Source organism: Kitasatospora sp. NPDC049258, assembly GCF_040678895.1.
Taxonomy (GTDB): Bacteria; Actinomycetota; Actinomycetes; order Streptomycetales; family Streptomycetaceae; genus Kitasatospora.
Window position 1 is genome coordinate 21,600 of sequence record NZ_JBFAQT010000017.1, and the last position, 17,231, is coordinate 38,830.

Consider the following 17,231-nt stretch of genomic DNA (forward strand, 5'->3'; position numbering starts at 1 on the left):
GCCGTGCCGCGTCCCGGTGTCAGGCCGGGGTGAGGGCGAGCACCGCGAGGTCGTCGGCCAGGCCGGTGGAGTGGCTGCGGACGTCCTGGTCGAGGAAGGCCACCACGGCCCGCGGGTCGGTGGTGCCGAGCCGGGCCAGGCGCTGGACCAGCGGGTAGAACGCGCCGGCCCGGTCGCGCGCCTCGGTGACGCCGTCGGTGTACAGCAGCAGGGTGCAGCCCGCCGGCAGCTCGACCGCGGTGGGCCCCTCGCCGCCCGCCGCGAGGTCGCCGAGGCCGAGCGGCAGCTGGTCCGGGCAGTCCAGCGGACGGGCGGAGCCGGGGCTCAGCAGCAGGGGCTCCAGATGGCCGCGGTTGACCAGCTCGACCCGGCCGGTGCGCGGGCAGTGCTGGAGCAGCACGGCGGTGACGAACAGCTCCTCGTCGCCGCAGTCGGCGGCCTCCCTGAGCACCTGGCGGTCCAGCTGCCGGGCGAGGTCCGCGAGGTCGGCCGTCTCGTGGGCGGCGATCCGGAAGGCGCCGATCACGTCGGCCACGGTGCGGACCGCGTCCAGCCCCTTGCCCCGGACATCGCCGAGCAGCACCCGGGTGCCGTACCGGGTCTCGCAGACCTCGTACAGGTCGCCGCCGACCGCCACGTCGGCCTGGGCCGGCCGGTAGAGGCCGGCGGCCCGGAGCCCGCCGGGCTCGGCCGGGACGGGGCGCAGCACCGCGTGCTGGAGCGTGTCGGCGATGGTGCGGACCCGGACCAGGTCGCGGGCCTGCTTGCGGCGCTGCCAGGAGAGCGCGGCGCCGAGCAGCCCCGCGAGCACGGTGGTGACGTACACCCAGACGTGGTGCTGCTCGAAGAGGTGCCCGGCGCGCCCGGCCAGCACCCCCTGCAGCGCGATGGTGAAGACCGTGGCGGCGCCGACCAGGCCGGGCCCCAGACTGAAGGCGACCACCACCGGCAGCACCGTGCACAGGAAGCCGGCCGCCACCGACTCGGGCAGCGCGTACTCCAGTGCCAGGTCGACCACGACCAGCAGCACCGGCAGCCGGCGCACCCAGCGCGGTGCCCGGGTCGCCTCCGCCAGCGCCTGCTGCCAGCGCGCGACGGCGGTGGCCTCGGTGGCCCCGGCGGCGCGTGGCTCGGCCGGACGGGCCGCGACGGGCGCCGGGCGGACGGGCTGGGTGGGGGCGGACAAGGCGGACCTCCTCGGGCGGTGCGCCGCCCGGCCGGCGGATCCCGGCCGGGCAGCGCACGGCTCCTCCCATGGTCGCCCAGCGGCCCGGCCCGATCGGGCGACCGAAAGTCCCGGCCGGGAGGGACCAAAGGCCCGATTCAGACCGTGCTGACGGGCAGCGAACGGTAGCCGCGCAGCACCAGGCGCTCGCGCCGCAGCGGTGCGGCGGCCGGGGCGAGTGCGGGGAAGCGGGTGAGCAGCGCGGGCAGCGCGAGGTCGGCCTCCAGCCGGGCCAGCCGGGCACCGAGGCAGAAGTGCGCCCCGGCGCCGAAGCTGAGCGGGCGGCCCGCGGGGCCGCGGCGGTCGGAGCCGGCAGGGTCGAAGCGGTCGGGGTCGAAGCGGTCCGGGTCGAAGCGGTCCGGCTGCGGATACCGGGCCGGGTCACGGTTGGCCGCGCCGAGCAGGAGCAGCACCCCGGTGCCGGGCGGGACGGGGACGCCGCCCAGCGCCAGGCCGTCGCCCCGGGCGATCCGGGTGGTGAGCTGCACCGGCGGATCGAACCGGAGCACCTCCTCGGTGAAGGCGCCCGGGGCGAGGCCACCGCCGCGCAGCCGGGTGATCAGCTCCGGGTGGTCGAAGAGCAGCCGCAGGCCGTTGCCCAGCAGGTTGGTGGTGGTCTCGAAGCCGGCCACCAGCAGCACCACCAGGTTGGCGATCAGCTCATCGCCGCCGAGCCGGGCGCCGTCCGCGGCGGCGACCTGGACCAGTGCGCCGACCAGGTCGTCCCTCGGATCCGCGACGCGGCGGGCGGCGAGTTCGAGGAAGTAGTCGCCGAGTTCCTCGGCCGCCGCGTCGGCCGCGTCCAGCTCGGCCGGCTCCGCCTCCAGTTCGAGCGCGGCCGTCAGGTCCGAGGCCAGCCCGCGGAAGCGGTAGTGGTCCTGCTCGGGCACGCCGAGCAGTTCGCAGACCACCCCGACCGGCAGCCGGAAGGCGAAGCCGTCCATGAAGTCGACCGGGGAGCCGTCGGTTCCGGACCCGGCCAGCTGCTCGAGCAGCCGGGCGACGGCGGCGGCCACGGCGGGTGCGAGGGCGGCCACCCGGCGGGCGGTGAACACCGAGGCGATCAGCGCGCGCACCCGGGTGTGGTCGGGCGCGTCGGTCTCCAGCAGGGAGCGGGCGAACAGCTCCCGGGCCGGGCTGGGGAAGAGCGGCTGGACCACCCCGGGCTGCCGCGCCGCGCTCTGCACCGCGAAGGCCGGGTCGCGCAGGGCGCGGTCGGCCTCCTGGTACCCCGTGACCAGGACCAGCCCCTCGCCGCACGGGGCCACCGGGCCCAGCTCCCGCGCCAGCTCGTACAGCGGGTACGGGTCCGCCCGGCCCTCGGGTGTCAGCAGTTGCTCGATGACCGCCGTGCCGTCCATGGTCCGCCCCCTCGGTGGTGCCTGCTTTGACCGAGGGGGAACGGACCGCGGGAGCTCCGGCGTTCCCGTGGTGGCCGTCGCGGGTCGGTGTGGCCGTCGCGGGTCGGTCGGCGGGTGGGCGGGCGCTGAGTAGGGTGGCGGGATGGAGATCTGGATCAATCCGCGCTGCGGCAAGTGCCGCAGTGCCCTCACCGAGCTGGACGCCGCCGGTGCCTCGTACACCGTCCGCCGCTACCTGGAGGACCCGCCGACCGCGGCCGAGCTGGAGCAGGTGCTGGGGCGGCTGCTGCTGGAGCCGTGGGACATCACCCGGCTGGACGAGCAGGCCGCCAAGGACCTGGGGATGAAGCAGTGGCCGCGCGAGGCCGGCGAGCGGGCCCGCTGGATCGCCGCGCTGGCGGAGCACCCGATCCTGATCCAGCGCCCGATCATCACCGCGGACGACGGCCACGCGGTGGTGGCGCGCACGCCGGAGGCGGTGCGCGCGGTGCTGCCGGGCTGACCCGGCCCGCTGCCGCCCGGCCGGTCAGGTGCGGATCGTCGTCCGCACCTCCTCCCCCGGGCGCCAGGAGCGGATCACCAGCCGATCCCCGTCCACCGTGGTCAGCACCACCTCGGTCAGGCCCAGCCGGAACGCGTGGTACGGGCCCGGCTGCGGCTGCGGGAGCTCGCTCTCGTACGCGGCGAGCTCCAGCTCGTCGGTGAGCTCGACGGCGACGCCGGAGATCTTGGCGTCGCCGTCCACCATCGTCTCGTCGCCCGGGTGGCTGTGCAGCGCGTAGCGCCCGTCCCGCTTCAGGTCCACGGCCTTGACGGCGCCGAACATCGACCCGACGGTCAGCTCCGCGCCGATGAACTGCACCTCGGTGCCGCTGACCCGGGGGGAGCCGCCCTTGCGCAGGGTGGCCAGCACATGGTGCTTGTGGGCCTCGAAGCGGGCGCGCACGGCAGGCGCGAGATCCGGGGCCTGCTGCTCGAAATCCTGCCAGGTAACCATGGGGCCAGTCTGGCAGCGGCCACCGACAATCCGGTCGAGGTCCGCGCCGCTGTCGGTGGGCGCTGCGAGACTGGCCGGATGGCACAGACCTACATCGCATTCCTGCGCGCGATCAACGTCGGCGGGCGGACCGTGAAGATGGAGCGGCTGCGCGAGCTCTTCGCCGAGCTCGGGTTGGAGCGGGTCCGCAGCTACATCCAGAGCGGGAACGTCTTCTTCGACACCGAGGAGTCCGACCTGGCCGCGCTGACCGGGCGGATCGAGCGGCAGCTGGAGGCCGCGCTCGGCTACCCGGTGCCGACCATGGTCCGCACGGTCGAGGAGGTCGAGGAACTGGTCGCGGCGGAGCCGTTCGCGGCGGTGGAGGTGACGCCGGAGGTCCGGCTCTGCGTGGTGTTCCTGTCCGAACCGCTGCCCGAGGGGCTGGAGTTCCCGGTGCGCTCGGCCAAGGGCGATTGGGAGATCCTCGGCGCCACCCCGGGCGCGGCCTTCGTGGTGATGCACCTGCGGGGCGGGCGGCTCGGGTCGAATCCGGCCACCGCCCTCCCCAAGTCCTATGCCGGTCAGGGCACTTCCCGCTTCTTCCACACCACCGCCAAGATCGTCGCGGCGGCCGGGAAGCCCTGATCCCGGAGAGCTTCCGGGCGGCGCGCGCCGGCACCGTCAGTGCGGGAACACCCGGGGCGGGCGCTGCGCGGGCAGCTGGTCGCGGAACTCCTCGACGGCGGTGCCGATCTGGCGGGTGAGCGCCCGGTAGGCGGCGCGCAGCGGTCGGACGCCGACCGAGGAGAAGGCCCGGACGGTGTCCGGCAGTCCGTGCGTCCGCAGCCAGCGGGCCAGGGTGCGCTCCGGGAAGTACGGTTCCGCCGACCTGGTGCCGGGGCGGAGGAGTTCACCCCCTGTCCGCTCACGCCCGGGCGCCCGGTTCGGGGCGTTGCCGCGCGAGCGCCGCGACGCCGGCCGTGACGATGGCCAGGCCGCGCTCGAAGCGCCGCTCGTACCCGTCGAAGATGTCCGCCCCGGCGGCCGCGGCCAGCGGGTGGTCGGGGCCGATCCGCTCGGCGCGCTCGGCGGCGTCGTACCCGGGGGCCCGCTCCCCGGGCAGCGGGTGGACGGCCTGCTCCTCGATCACGAAGCCGACGGTGAAGCTGTACGCGGTGAAGTAGGCATCCACGGCCTCGGGGAGGGTGAAGCCGTCGCGGACGAAGGGCTCCAACTGCCTTTCCAGCACGGCCGCGTGGCCGGTGTCGGTGAGCCGGGTGCCACTGAACACCCGGGCGCCGTCGCGGTGGCCGAGCAGGGCGCGGCGCAGGACCCGGCAAGCGGCGGTGAGGTGCTCCGGCCAGGGGGCGTCCTCGGCCGGCAGCTCGGCGGCGGCGACCATCCGGCGGATCATCTCGGTGGCGAGCTCGTCCAACAGCTCCTGCTTGGCGGCGAAGTGCCAGTACAGGGCCGGGGCCTTGACGTCGAGCTCGGCGGCGATCCGGCGCAGGGTCAGGCCTTCCAGGCCGACCTCGTCGAGCAGTCGCAGCGCCGCGTCGACCACCTGCGCCCGGTCCAGTTTCGCTGCCACGCCTGTGCTTCCTCTCGCTGCCGGGCTTCCCCGCGGTGACCCCTTGACAATTTAACACCGTTAAGTCCAGGCTCGGAACGGCAGCAACTTAACAACGTTAAGGAGATCTGGGATGCACACTCCCGTCCTGATCGTCGGAGCCGGCCCGACCGGCCTCACCCTGGCCCTGGACCTCGCCCGGCGCGGGGTGCCCGCCCTGCTGGTCGAGCAGGCCGCCGGCCTGTTCCCGGGGTCGCGCGGCAAGGGGATCCAGCCCCGTACGCAGGAGGTCTTCGACGACCTCGGCGTGATCGACGCCGTCCTGGCCGCGGGCGGGCCGTACCCGCTGGTGCAGAGCTGGGAGGGCGGTGAGCGCGGGCAGCGGTGGGACCTGATGGAGCGCGGGCCGGTCGGCGACCCGGCCGTGCCGTACCCCGAGATCTGGATGCTGCCGCAGTGGCGCACCCAGGAGATCCTGCACGCCAGGCTGGTGGAGCTCGGTGGCGAGGCCGTCCTCGGCACCGCCCTGACCGGCTTCGCGCAGGACGCCGAGCGGGTCACGGCGCAGCTCACCGGCCCCGACGGCGCCACCCGCACGGTCACCGCGGACTACCTGGTCGCCGCCGACGGTGGGCGCAGCACGGTACGGCGGGCGGTGGGCGTCCCGATGGTCGGCGGCCCGGTCGACCAGCGCCCGGCCCTGGTCGCGGACCTCCGGCTGACCGGCCTGGACCGGGAGAGCTGGCACCTGTGGCCGCAGGCCCCGGGCGGGCCGGCGATGCTCTGCCCGCTGCCGGGCACGGCGGACTTCCAGCTGTTCGCCCAGTTCGAGGACGGCGAGCCCGACGCCTCGGCCGCGGGCGTGCGCCGCACCGTGGCCGAGCGCACCGGGCTGCCCGCCGGGGCGGTCACCGAAGTCCGCTGGTCCTCCGTGTTCCGGGCGCGCGCCGCGCTGGCCGACCGGTTCCGCAGCGGCCGGGTCTTCCTGGCCGGGGACGCGGCGCACATCCACTCCCCCGCCGGCGGCCAGGGGTTGAACACCAGCATCCAGGACGCCTACAACCTGGGCTGGAAGCTCGGCCAGGTGCTGGCGCACGGCGCTCCCGCCGAACTGCTGGACAGCTACCAGGCGGAGCGGCTGCCGGTCGCGGCCGAGGTCCTGAACATCAGCACCTCGCTGCACCGGGCCGGTGCGCAGGACCGCTCGGCGGCCCCCGCCCGGCGCGGCGAGCCGACCGCGCAGCTCGGCATCGACTACCGGGGCGGCCCGCTGAGCGCGGACACCCGCACCGCGCCGCCCGAGGACGGTCTGCGGGCCGGCGACCGGGCACCGGACGCGGCGCTGCCCGGCGGCGGGCGGCTGTTCGACCTGTTGCGCGGCCCGCACTTCACCCTGCTGGCGGCCGGCGTCGAACCGCCCGCGGCGCCGGCGGCCGTCCGCACGGTGCGGTTCGACGGCTACGGCAGCGGGCTGTACCTGATCCGCCCGGACGGCTACCTCGGCCTGGTCACCGAGGACCCGGCGGACCTGCCCGGGTACTACGCCCTGGTCGGCCTCGACGACTGAACCTCGGGGGGCCTGACGCACGCCGGTTGACCTGCGGCGGGACCGGGGCTGCGCAGTGGAAAGGACGGCGCGGTGCCTCCTGTATCGCGCGGCTCCCCAGGCTCCGCCCGGGAGGTATCCCGGTGCCCCAGGCTCCCCCGGGAGGTACCCCGGTATCCCCGGGCCCGGGACCGGGAGGACCTCATGGGCGCCGCCGCCCGCTAGCTGCGCGGGCCCCAGAGCTGGTCGGTGCAGCGGGCGTAGGTGTCGCGCCAGTGCGGCCAGTGGCGGGCGGTCTCGTGGTCGCAGTCGGCGAGCAGCCGGTCGATCTGCTCCTCGGCCACGCCGTCCAGCAGCCAGACCAGGGCGTCCGAGGAGGCCGGGCCGTCGGCCAGCCGGATCAGGTCGAGCAGCTCGGGCAGGGTGCCGATCCGGGAGCCGGCCGGGAAGACGCCGGCCATCCGCGGCAGCAGCTGGCGCTCCTCGATCCGCAGGTGGGTCTCCAGCCGGGCGGCCAGCTCCTCGACCGCGTAGGCGACCGGCCAGCTGCTGGCCGGATCCCGGGTGGCGATCCGGACCAGGGTGGTCACCCGGGTGAAGGAGTGGTCGAGGTTGTGGTGGTCGGCCTCCAGCCAGTTCAGCAGCAGCCGTAGCTCGGGGACGAACCGGCGCAGCAGCGGCCAGAGCCGGGTGTCCTGCTGCTCGTGGTGGCAGGTGATCATGGCGATCATGAAGTCCCAGTGCCGCTGGAGCGCGTCACCGGCCACCGCGTCCCCGGGCTGGAGCAGCCGGAGGGCGTTGGGGAGCCGGGCGAGGTCGCGGCGCAGGGCGGCGTGCACCAGCTGGAGGCCGGCGAACGGGATCGGCTCGGCGGTGGGCGGTTCGGCGGTGGCCCGGGCGCTCTCCCCGTCCGACTGGGCGGGGACGTGCGGGGTCCTGACGGGCAGCAGGTGGCTGGGCATGGCGCTCTCTTCACGACTGGCTGAGGCTGGCCGCTCCGGACTCCGCATCTGCGGTGTCCCGGCCCGGGTCTCCAGGGTGGTGATATGCCATCAGGGTCGAATGAATGTCTGATTGACGCGCAGGTCAGAGGGGTCGCCGGCGATTTTCGCCGGCCTGCCGCGGGGCCCACCGGACCAGTATCGCGCGAAGCCGCCCCCGCTCGGGGGCGGCTTCGCAAACCCGCCACGGGTCAGTCGCCCTCGGGCCCGGCCACGTTCTTGGAGAGCCACTCCAGGGTGTTGGGGATCATCTTCTTGAAGTCGGAGGTGAGGTGCTTGCCACCGGGCTGCTCGTAGTACTCCACGGTGGCCGGGGCCTTCACCTTGGCCACCCAGGCCTTCACCACCTTGACCTCGCCCGCGTTGGCCTCGCCGGCGGTGGCCAGGATCCGGACGTCGGCGGTGCCGGCGGCGGCCAGCTGGTCGGGGCTGTTGGCCAGCCGCTCCTGCTCGTGGCCCTTCCACAGCGGGGAGTCCGGGTTGAAGTACCCGTCGATCGGGACCGCGGCCTTGAACACGTCCGGGTGCTGGAGGGCGAGCTTGGCGCTGCAGAACGCGCCGGTGGAGGCACCCATCACGGCCCAGCCGTCCCGGCCCTTGACGGTGCGGAAGTTCGCCCGGACGAAGTCGGGGATGTCCTCGGCCATCCAGGTGCCGATCTTGGGCTGGCCGGGGATGTCCGCGCACTCCATGGCCGTGGCCTCGCTGGAGTTCAGGTTCTGCACCGGCATGACCATGATGAACGGGTGGGCCTTGCCCGCCTTGGTCAGCTCCACGTCGGCCGCCTGGATCGGCAGCTGGTTGTCGGTCCAGGTGTTGTAGCCCGCGCTCTGGCCGCCCGCGTAGAGGGTGAGCACCGGAAAGCCGGTGTTCGCGTACTTGGGGTCGTGGTACTCCGGCGGCAGCCAGACCCAGACCTTGCCGGTGACCCCGGACTTCGCCCCGGTCAGCGTGGTCACCTGGATCGGGCCGACGCCGGTCTGCGCGACCGTCTTGAACTCGGCGGCCGGTCCGGTCGGCTTGAGCACCTTCGAGGGCTTGGTGGGGCTCGGCGGGGCGGCCGGGGCGGTGCCGCCGGCCGTCTTCGCGCCGTCGCCGACCGGCTTGCCGGTATCGGTACTGCCGCACGCCGCCAGCGCGGCGGCCAGCCCGAGGGCGGCGACGGCGGAGAGGACGGCGCGGGTGCGGGTGACGAACGGCTGCGGCTGCACGGTGGGGACTCTCCGAGCGATGTCTCGCCCGGTCGGTGGATCCGGGCGGCGGCCCCGGCGGGGCCTGGAAACGGGCGGCGGACCTCAACTCGTCAGCCGCCCCGGAACTGGCGCGACGGCCTCCGGAGGGAGACCGCGGCATCCGTGATCCTATGACGGAGCCGCCCCGTGACCGGTTGCGCCACAGTGAGGGAACCCGCCGTCCGGCGGGGGTCTCACCCCGCCGGAGGACAGGGGCGGGCCGGGCGGGTGATCGGCCGTCCCGCCCGAGGGCCCCGGCCGGGCCCGGCCGGTGGCCCCCCGGTGCCCGACGGATGGCGGCGCCGGGCGTGACCACTCTCACGTGGCCCCGCGGCCGGTGAGAGTGGTCCGCCCCGGACGTCCCACCAGGCCGGCCGGCGCCCGCCCCGACCCGCGTTGGACGCTCGTACCAGTGACGCGCCGGGCGGCGCCGCGGGATCATCGGGGCAGGGCCGAGCACCGCCGGGTCGGGCAGTGCCGGGCATCGCAGCACCGAGCACCCAGCACCGAGGAGCAGCACGTGTCGCAGCAGGTCGCCGTGGTCACCGGAGCCGGCAGCGGGGTGGGGCGCGCCGTCGCCCTGGAGCTCGCCGCGGCCGGCTGGCAGCTGGTGCTGGCGGGCCGTCGCGGCGAACCGCTGCGCGAGACCGCCCGGCTCGGCGCCGGATCGGCGGCCGTCGTCCCGACCGACGTCACCGACCCCGCCGCCGTGGACGCGCTCTTCGCGGAGACCGCCGAACGCTTCGGCCGGCTCGACCTGCTCTTCAACAACGCCGGCACCTTCGGCGCCCCCACCCCGGTCGAGGACCTGGCGTACGCCGAATGGCGGGCGGTCGTCGAGCTCAACCTGACCGGCGCCTTCCTCTGTGCCCAGGGTGCCTTCCGCCAGATGAAAGGGCAGCGGCCGCAGGGCGGGCGGATCATCAACAACGGCTCGATCTCCGCCCACGTGCCGCGCCCGCACAGCATCGCGTACACGGCCACCAAGCACGCCGTCACCGGCCTCACCAGGTCGCTCTCGCTGGACGGCCGCCCCTACCGGATCGCCTGCGGCCAGATCGACATCGGCAACGCGGCGACCGACATGACCGAGGCGATGAGCGTCGGCGTCCGCCAGGCCGACGGCCGGATCGCGGCCGAGCCCACCATGGACGTGGCCGACGTCGCCCGGACCGTGCGGCAGATGGCCGAGCTGCCGCTGGAGGCCAACATCCAGTTCGCCACCGTGCTGGCGACCGCGATGCCGTACATCGGGCGCGGCTGAGACCTGCGGGCAGCCGACCTCCGGCCCGGACCCACGGTGTGGCGCTGCGGTGAGAGCGCTCTCGATCGGAGAGTGTCCGCCTCCTGATGGCATGTCAACCATCTCGTCCAACTCTTCAAGGGAAAGCCCGGATCCGAGGCCAATTCGCCTTCATCTGTTGACAGTTGTCGCCGGCTTCGATACCAAAATAGAGAGCGCTCTCAGGACCCCCACCCAACGAGAGGCACCCCATGCGGCATCGACCACCACGCCTGCGCCTCCTGCTCGCCGCCCTCGGCCTGGCCGGGCTGCTGACCGGCTCCCTGGCCGGGCGGTTCGACCCCGCGCAGGCCGCCGTGCCGGCGCCCGGCGGCTGGACCCAGGTCTTCGCGGACGACTTCAACGGGCCGGCCGGCACCGGCGTCAACACCGCCAACTGGCATTACACCAACGGCACTTCGTACCCCGGCGGGCCGGCCGGCTTCGGCACCGGCGAGGTCGAGACGATGACCTCCAGCACCGCCAACGTGGCGCTCGACGGCACCGGGAACCTGCGCATCACCCCGGTCCGCAACGCCGCCGGGCAGTGGACCTCCGGCCGGATCGAGACCAACCGCACCGACTTCCAGCCCCCGGCCGGCGGCAGACTCCGGGTCGAGGCCCGGCTCCAGATGCCGAACGTCACCGGGGCGGCGGCCAAGGGCTACTGGCCCGCGTTCTGGATGCTCGGCGCGCCCTACCGGGGCAACTACTGGAACTGGCCGAGCATCGGCGAGATCGACATCATGGAGAACGTCCAGGGCCTCAACAACGAGTGGGCCACCCTGCACTGCGGCACCAGCCCGGGCGGGGTCTGCAACGAGACGACCGGCATCGGCGGCCAGCGCGCCTGCTCCCCGGCGACCTGCCAGGGCGGCTTCCACACCTACACCGTGGAGTGGGACCGCAGCACCAGCCCCGAGCAGTTGCGCTGGTACCTGGACGGGGTGCAGTTCCACAGCGTCAGGGCCGACCAGATGGACGCCGGCACCTGGGCGGCCGCCACCGGGCACGGGTTCTTCGTGATCCTCAACCTCGCGATGGGCGGCGCGTTCCCGGCGGCCTTCGGCGGCGGCCCGGACGACGGTACGGTCTCCGGCGTGCCGATGGTGGTCGACTACGTCGGCGTCTGGCAGTCCGGCGCCGGCAACCCCACACCCACGCCGACGCCGACGCCGACGCCGACCGGCAGCCCGACCACCCCGCCGGGTGGCGGCCGGGACGCCTACGCGCCGATCCAGGCCGAGTCCTACAACGACCAGGGCGGCACCGTCACCGAGGCCTGCACCGAGGGCGGCCAGGACCTCGGGGCACTGGCCAACGGCGACTGGGCCCTCTACCGGGGCGTCAACTTCGGTTCCTCGGCTGCCCGGCAGTTCCTCGCCCGGGTGGCGAGCGGTGCGGCGGGCGGGGTCAGCGGGCTGGTCGAGGTCCGTCTCGACAGCAGCAGCAGCGCTCCCGTCGGCTCCTTCGCCATCGCCGACACCGGCGGCTGGCAGAGCTGGCGCACCGTCCCCGCCAACATCAGCGGCGTCACCGGCACCCACGACGTCTACCTGACCTTCACCAGCGGACAGAGCGCCGACTACGTCAACCTCAACTGGTTCGACTTCGGCCACTGAGGCCGCACCGACCGCACCGACCCGTCGCCCGCCACCACGCGGGCGACGGGCGACGGGCCCGGCCGGCCTCACTCGTCACTCGTCGTGCGAGTAGCGATAGCGCCACGTCCCGCCGTCCCGGTCGAGGCGGTAGACGCTGGTGTCGGAGGGTCAGGCCGGGATGGTCTCCTCCTCGTCGGCGGCGTCCTGCGCGCAGGCCGCCGCGAGGTCGTCCAGCGACAGCCGCAGCGCATGGGCCAGCGCCGCCACCGTGAAGAAGGCCGGGGTCGGGGCCCGGCCGGTCTCGATCTTGCGGAGCGTCTCGGCGGACACCCCGGCCGCCGCCGCGACCTCGACCATGCTGCGGTCGCCTCGCGCCTCACGGAGCAGGCGCCCGAAGCGCTCCCCGCGCTGCCGCTCCTGCGGACTCAACGGAACTCTCACCATGCCCGTGATACTAATACCGGTATAAGTATTGGGTGACATCGCATCGCAAGGAGACCCGACCATGGTGGAGATCAAGACCGACACGGCGCTGGAGGCGATGCGCGAGGCCGGCCGCGTGGTCGCCCGCGCACTTGCCGCCGCGCGCGCCGCGGCCGCCGTCGGGGTGCGCCTGCGCGAGCTCGACGAAGCCGCCCGCGGTGTCCTCGTCGAGGCCGGGGCGCGCTCGCCGTTCCTCGGCTACCGGCCCTCCTTCGCCCCGACCCCGTTCCCGGCGGTGATCTGCGCCTCGGTGAACGACGCCGTGGTCCACGGCATCCCCGGCGACCAGCGGCTGCGTGACGGCGACCTGGTCAGCATCGACTGCGGGGCCGAACTCGACGGCTGGACCGGCGACGCCGCGATCAGCTTCATCGTCGGCACCCCCCGTCCCGCCGACCTCGCCCTGATCGCCGCTACCCAGCAGGCCCTGGACGCCGGCATCGCCGCCGCCACCGTCGGCCACCGCATCGGCGACATCTCGCACGCCATCGGCACGGTCGCCCGCGACGCCGCCTGCGCGATGCCGGCCGACTTCGGGGGCCACGGCATCGGCCGCCGGATGCACGAGGACCCGCACCTCCCCAACCACGGCCGGCCCGGCCGCGGCTTCCGGCTGCGCCACGGCCTCACCCTGGCCATCGAACCGATGCTGATGGCCAGCGGCCGCAACGACTACCGCACCGACCCCGACGGCTGGACCCTGCGCACCACCGATGGCAGCCGCGCCGCCCACATCGAGCACACCGTCGCCGTCACCGACGACGGCCCCCGCATCCTCACCCTGCTCTGACCCGGTCCGCCGCGGCCCGGTCAGACGAGGACGGCGTGGTCCGCGGCCGCCGCCTCGAGCGCCGCTGCGCTCAGCGAGATCGGCGAGCGCGGGGCGGGCAGCGTGGCCAGCTTCCCGCGCCGGGCGTGCCGCACCAGGTCCTCGGGACTCAGGGCGGCGACGGCCGCGCGGACATGGTCGAGCATCGCGGTGGCCGCGGCCAGCACCGCGTCGTCGTCCAGCGGCCGGCTCTCGATGGCCATCGACCGCGCGGAGAGCTTCTGCAGACTGCGGAACAGATCGCCGGTGTGGATCTCGCGGATGGTCAACGACAGGTGCACCGAGAGGCCTTGGTCGCCGACGGCCTGGTGGGCGTAGCCCCGGGGGATGTAGAGCACCTCACCGGCGCGCAGGGTGGTCCGTAGCACCTCCGCCGGGGGCTCGCCCTCGACCCGGCCGTGCCGCCAGTTCCCGTCCACCGGCCCCTCGTGGACGCGCCAGGACTTGCTGCCGTTCAGCTGGAGGACGAGGACATCGGCGTCGTCGCGGTGCAGCGGCACGCCCTGGGTGCCGGCGGGCGTCACGAAGCAGAACGCCTCCACCGCCAGCTGGAGTTCGGCGGAGAGTCGGGCCAGCAGGTCCCGGGTCGGGCCGTGCCACTGGTCGATCCGACGCATCAGCAGGGTAGCGCCGTCCGCCAACAGCGCCCGGATCTTGGTCTCGTCGGCGAACCCCCCGTACGAGGAGCCGTGCACCGCCCGCGGGGACAGGTAGGCGTCAGGGCCGAGCGGGTCCTCGGCGCGCGTCATCTCCACGTACGGGTCGGGCAGGAAGCCGGTGGCGAGCGCGGTGTCGACGTCGGCCAGGGTGAACGGGCTGCGCAGGCCCCCGTCCGGCCGGAAGACGCCCGGCCGGCGGCGCCAGTACGCGGTGCTGAAGGCGGCGGGGTCGCCGACCCACGGGGCCAAAGTCGGAGCGTGCACGGTTCCTCTTCCCTACTGATGTCCGCTGATGTCCGCTGGTTCGTTCCGCCGGGCGGGGCTGCCGCACCGGTCGCTCACAGGCGGGGGAGCGTCCCCCGGGCGAGGCGCCGGCGGGTCTCGCCGGCGCGCACCTTCCCGCTGGTCGTCACGGGCAGGGCGCCCGGGGGCAGCAGGACGACCTCGGCGACGTACAGGTCCAGGGCGCTCGCGAGCCGCCGCCGTACCCGGGCCGCCACCTGGGCGGGCGGGGGCGTGCCGGGGCCGTCGGCCAACTCCGCGACCAGGTACACCCGCTCGACCGCGTCGCCGGCGGGGTCCGGGTCCGGGGCCGGGTCCGTGACGCGGACCGCCGCGCAGCGACCGGGCCGCAGGCCGGGGACGTCCTCGCAGACCGCGAGGACGTCGGCCGGGTAGAAGTTCCGGCCGTGGTGGACCAGGACGTCGTCGCTGCGGCCCACGACGTACAGGTGGCCGTCGTGGGTGAATCCGCGGTCGCCGGTCGGGTGCCAGTCGGTCGGGCGGTGCGCCGCCGGCCAGTACCCGCTGAACAGCTGCGGCCCTCGGACGGCGAGGTCCCCGACGCGGGCGCCGCCGTCGGGCCCGGCGGGGGTGCCGTGCACCCGCAGCTCGGTGCCGGGCAGCGGTGTCCCCGAGGAGAGCAGGACTGTGGCGCGTTCCCCCGGCGCGGCCGGGACCACCTCGCCCGCGCGCAGCGCGTCGGTGCGCACGGCCAGGCGGACGGGCGGGCGCTCCGGGGTGCAGGCGGTGACGGTGAGGGTGGCCTCCGCCATGCCGTAGGAGGGGCACAGGCTCCGGGGCGGGAGCCCGGCGGCGGTGAACCGCGCAGCGAACCGGTCCGCCGTGGCGGCCCGCACCACCTCGCCGGCGCTGCGGGCGACCCGCCAGGTGCGCAGGTCGAGGGCGGCCAGTTCGTGGTCGGTGACCTTGCGGGCGCACACGGCGTAGGCGAAGTCCGGTGCGCTGGACAGCGTCCCGCCGTGCGCGGTGATGGCCGACAGCCAGGCGCCCGGGCGGCGCGCGAACGCCTCGGGCGCCATCAGAACGGACCGGTACCCGCTGAACAGCGGACGCAGCAGCCCGGTGACGAGTCCCATGTCGTGGTGGAGCGGCACCCAGGTCACGGCGACGTCCGCCGGGCCCTCGCGGTAGACGCGGGCCGCCTGGGCGCAACTGGCCCGCAGCGCCCGGTGGCTGACGACGACGCCCTTGGGTGCGCCGGTCGAACCGGAGGTGTATTGCAGGAAGGCTGGCGCGTCCGGCGACGGTGGGCAGGTCGCTTCGCCCGCCGGGGTCGAGTCCGAGTCGGGGTCGGCGTCGGCCCCGACCGGCTCGGGCCAGGGGTACACCCCGCCGGGGACGTGCAGCCCGCCGAGCGCCTCGCGGACCGCGCCGCGCCACGCCGCGGTGGTGACGACCAGGGCGGGACGGCAGTCGGCGGCGATGCCGCGCAGCCGTCGGGCGAATCCCTCGGACCGGGTGGTCGCCGGGGTGGCGGCGGGCACCGGCACGATCCCTCGGCCGATGGCCGCGAGCAGGGCGACGGCGAACGACTCGTCGTTCGGCAGCACCAGGACGATCCGCTCACCCGGCCGCACCCCCAGGGCGGTGAGCCTGCGGCCGAACCACTGTGTGAGTGACAGAAGTTGACGATATGTCAACTCCATTTCACCGATGCCGTCGAGGCAGGTGAGCGCCACCGCGTCGGGCCGGTCGAGCGCGTGGCGCAGCAGCCGGTCGTGCGCGGTCGCGGGCGGCTCGTCCGAGGTCATCCGCGGCCCTCGTCCGCGGCCTCCGCCACCTCGGCGAGCGCGGCACGCCTGATCTTGCCGCTGGGCGTGCGGGGCAACGAGCCGGACGCCGCCAGCACAACCCGCGGTGCGGGCAGCCCGAGTTGACGGGCGGAGGCCTCGATGGCCGGGGTCGGGTCGGGGAGCGCGGCACCCTCGCCGTGCTCCACGAAGCACAGCGGCGGCGGGCCGGCCAGCACGACCGCGTCGGTGACGCCGGGCAGCAGCCGGATGCCGTGTTCGAGCCGGGCGGCGCCGAGTTCCTGCGGGCTCCCGGCCCGGCCGATGAGGAACAGGTAGCCGTCGGCGTCGAGCAGGCCGACGTCGCCCGTGACGTGCACCGTCGCCTCGGCCGGGCCGCGGTCGGCGGCGCGCAGCCGGACCTCGATCTCGCCGGCCTCGCCCGGCGGCAGCACCCGGCCGTCCCGGGTCACCTCGATCCGGATCCCGGGCAGCGGGCGGCCGACCGACCCGGGCTTGCGCAGCCACTCCGCGGTGGTGATCTCGGTCAGCACGCTCCGGGAGGTGCCGTAGTACTCGTGCAGGACCGGCCCGAACAGCGCGACGGCCGCGCGCTTCACCGCGGGCGGGCAGGCGCCGCCGCCGTGGAACACCACCCGGAAGGGGCGCCGCGGCGCCCGGCCCGCCGCGACCAGCTCGGTCAACCGGTCCGGACTGAGGAACACGCTGTCCGCCGCGTACCGGTCGGCCAGCTCCACGAACCCGTCCGTCGACCAGGTGCGCTGGACGACGACCGGGCTGCCCGCCTGGAGCGCGTACAGGGCCGGGCCCAGCGTGCCGAGGTGGTAGGTGGGATTGGCCATCAGGTGCGGTCCGAGCTCCGGGCCCGCGCCGTACCGCTCGGCGACGGCCACGCCCTTGTAGGGGCGCACCGGCCTGGTCCGGACGACGGCCTGCGGGACGCCGGTGGTGCCTGAGGTGGCGAACACGAGGTGCCCGGCGGCGGGCGGTGCGGCCGGGGCGGGCGCCGGGGCCGCGGCGGCGAGCAGCTCGTCGTCGCCGACCACGGGGCAGGGCAGCGCGGGCCCGCCCGGTGCGGGCGAGCCGGTGGTGATGTGCAGCGCGCCGTTCACCCCCGCCAGCAGGCCCGGGCCCTCGGGGAGCGCGAGCAGGCGCGGGGCGACCGGGAAGAGGCCGTACCCGTGCCGCAGCGCCGCGAGGACCAGCGCGAAGAAGCGCGGCCCGGTGGGGATGTCGGTGGACAGGACCGTGCCGTCAGGCACGCCCCGGGCCCGCAGGGCGCCCGCCAGGGCGTCCGCACGGGCGGTCAACTCGGCGAAGGTGCAGCTCTCGTCGTCGGCGACGACGGCGGTGCGGTCGGGAGCCGTCCTCGCGGTGGCCCACGGGTCCCAGAGGTGGGGGCGCAT

16 protein-coding genes are annotated in these 17,231 nt (G+C 75.0%); 6 read left to right on the forward strand and 10 right to left on the reverse strand.

Features of this window, described 5'->3' with window-relative positions:
• Positions 1-19: 19 nt before the first annotated feature.
• Together AB0K43_RS16855 and AB0K43_RS16860 are read right to left on the reverse strand one after the other, a co-directional pair.
• A complete protein-coding gene (locus AB0K43_RS16855; RefSeq protein WP_363640313.1) occupies positions 20-1,186 on the reverse strand; it encodes a PP2C family protein-serine/threonine phosphatase in 1,167 nt (388 codons plus the stop codon).
• 137 nt (positions 1,187-1,323) lie between these two features.
• Entirely contained in the window at positions 1,324-2,586 is a 1,263-nt protein-coding gene (locus AB0K43_RS16860) for a cytochrome P450 (RefSeq protein WP_363640315.1), read from the reverse strand.
• A 142-nt stretch (positions 2,587-2,728) separates the two neighbouring features.
• On the opposite strand from AB0K43_RS16860, the gene AB0K43_RS16865 reads away from it, so the two are divergent.
• Positions 2,729-3,088, forward strand: a complete 360-nt coding sequence (locus tag AB0K43_RS16865) for an ArsC/Spx/MgsR family protein (RefSeq protein WP_363640317.1) — start codon at positions 2,729-2,731, stop codon at positions 3,086-3,088.
• 24 nt (positions 3,089-3,112) lie between these two features.
• Here AB0K43_RS16865 and AB0K43_RS16870 read toward each other — a convergent pair whose 3' ends face one another.
• Positions 3,113-3,583, reverse strand: a complete 471-nt coding sequence (locus AB0K43_RS16870; protein WP_363640319.1) for a pyridoxamine 5'-phosphate oxidase family protein — start codon at positions 3,581-3,583, stop codon at positions 3,113-3,115.
• Positions 3,584-3,661: 78 nt separating this feature from the next.
• On the opposite strand from AB0K43_RS16870, the gene AB0K43_RS16875 reads away from it, so the two are divergent.
• Positions 3,662-4,210 (forward strand): DUF1697 domain-containing protein, encoded by a 549-nt coding sequence (locus AB0K43_RS16875; RefSeq protein WP_363640321.1) that lies wholly within the window; start codon positions 3,662-3,664, stop codon positions 4,208-4,210.
• Positions 4,211-4,490: 280 nt separating this feature from the next.
• Here the strand turns inward: AB0K43_RS16875 and AB0K43_RS16880 are convergent, their stop codons facing one another.
• On the reverse strand, positions 4,491-5,156 hold the full coding sequence (locus tag AB0K43_RS16880) for a TetR/AcrR family transcriptional regulator C-terminal domain-containing protein (RefSeq protein WP_363640323.1): 666 nt from the start codon (positions 5,154-5,156) through the stop codon (positions 4,491-4,493).
• A gap of 112 nt (positions 5,157-5,268) precedes the next feature.
• On the opposite strand from AB0K43_RS16880, the gene AB0K43_RS16885 reads away from it, so the two are divergent.
• Positions 5,269-6,702: an FAD-dependent monooxygenase gene (locus AB0K43_RS16885; RefSeq protein ID WP_363640325.1), complete on the forward strand. Its 1,434-nt coding sequence runs from the start codon at positions 5,269-5,271 to the stop codon at positions 6,700-6,702.
• A gap of 200 nt (positions 6,703-6,902) precedes the next feature.
• Here the strand turns inward: AB0K43_RS16885 and AB0K43_RS16890 are convergent, their stop codons facing one another.
• Positions 6,903-7,643, reverse strand: a complete 741-nt coding sequence (locus AB0K43_RS16890) for a hemerythrin domain-containing protein (protein ID WP_363640327.1) — start codon at positions 7,641-7,643, stop codon at positions 6,903-6,905.
• A gap of 230 nt (positions 7,644-7,873) precedes the next feature.
• Positions 7,874-8,893: an alpha/beta hydrolase-fold protein gene (locus AB0K43_RS16895; RefSeq protein ID WP_363640329.1), complete on the reverse strand. Its 1,020-nt coding sequence runs from the start codon at positions 8,891-8,893 to the stop codon at positions 7,874-7,876.
• A gap of 541 nt (positions 8,894-9,434) precedes the next feature.
• Between AB0K43_RS16895 and AB0K43_RS16900 the strand changes: the two genes are divergently transcribed.
• Positions 9,435-10,178, forward strand: coding sequence for an SDR family oxidoreductase (locus AB0K43_RS16900; RefSeq protein WP_363640331.1), 744 nt, complete (start codon positions 9,435-9,437; stop codon positions 10,176-10,178).
• A gap of 230 nt (positions 10,179-10,408) precedes the next feature.
• Positions 10,409-11,818, forward strand: coding sequence for a glycoside hydrolase family 16 protein (locus AB0K43_RS16905; protein ID WP_363640333.1), 1,410 nt, complete (start codon positions 10,409-10,411; stop codon positions 11,816-11,818).
• A 150-nt stretch (positions 11,819-11,968) separates the two neighbouring features.
• Here the strand turns inward: AB0K43_RS16905 and AB0K43_RS16910 are convergent, their stop codons facing one another.
• Entirely contained in the window at positions 11,969-12,244 is a 276-nt protein-coding gene (locus AB0K43_RS16910) for a helix-turn-helix transcriptional regulator (protein ID WP_363640335.1), read from the reverse strand.
• A 61-nt stretch (positions 12,245-12,305) separates the two neighbouring features.
• Between AB0K43_RS16910 and map the strand changes: the two genes are divergently transcribed.
• Entirely contained in the window at positions 12,306-13,073 is a 768-nt protein-coding gene (gene map / locus AB0K43_RS16915; RefSeq protein ID WP_363640337.1) for a type I methionyl aminopeptidase, read from the forward strand.
• Between the two features lie 20 nt (positions 13,074-13,093).
• On the opposite strand, the gene AB0K43_RS16920 is transcribed toward map, so the two are convergent.
• The 3 genes from AB0K43_RS16920 to AB0K43_RS16930 all read right to left on the reverse strand — a co-directional run bounded on the left by AB0K43_RS16920 (position 13,094) and on the right by AB0K43_RS16930 (position 17,231).
• On the reverse strand, positions 13,094-14,035 hold the full coding sequence (locus AB0K43_RS16920; protein WP_363640339.1) for a cupin domain-containing protein: 942 nt from the start codon (positions 14,033-14,035) through the stop codon (positions 13,094-13,096).
• Positions 14,036-14,109: 74 nt separating this feature from the next.
• Positions 14,110-15,825 (reverse strand): AMP-binding protein, encoded by a 1,716-nt coding sequence (locus tag AB0K43_RS16925; protein WP_363640341.1) that lies wholly within the window; start codon positions 15,823-15,825, stop codon positions 14,110-14,112.
• Positions 15,822-17,231 carry an AMP-binding protein gene (locus AB0K43_RS16930; protein WP_363640343.1) on the reverse strand — a complete coding sequence of 470 codons (1,410 nt, stop codon included), beginning with the start codon at positions 17,229-17,231 and terminating at the stop codon, positions 15,822-15,824. The genes AB0K43_RS16925 and AB0K43_RS16930 overlap by 4 nt, the downstream gene beginning before the upstream one ends.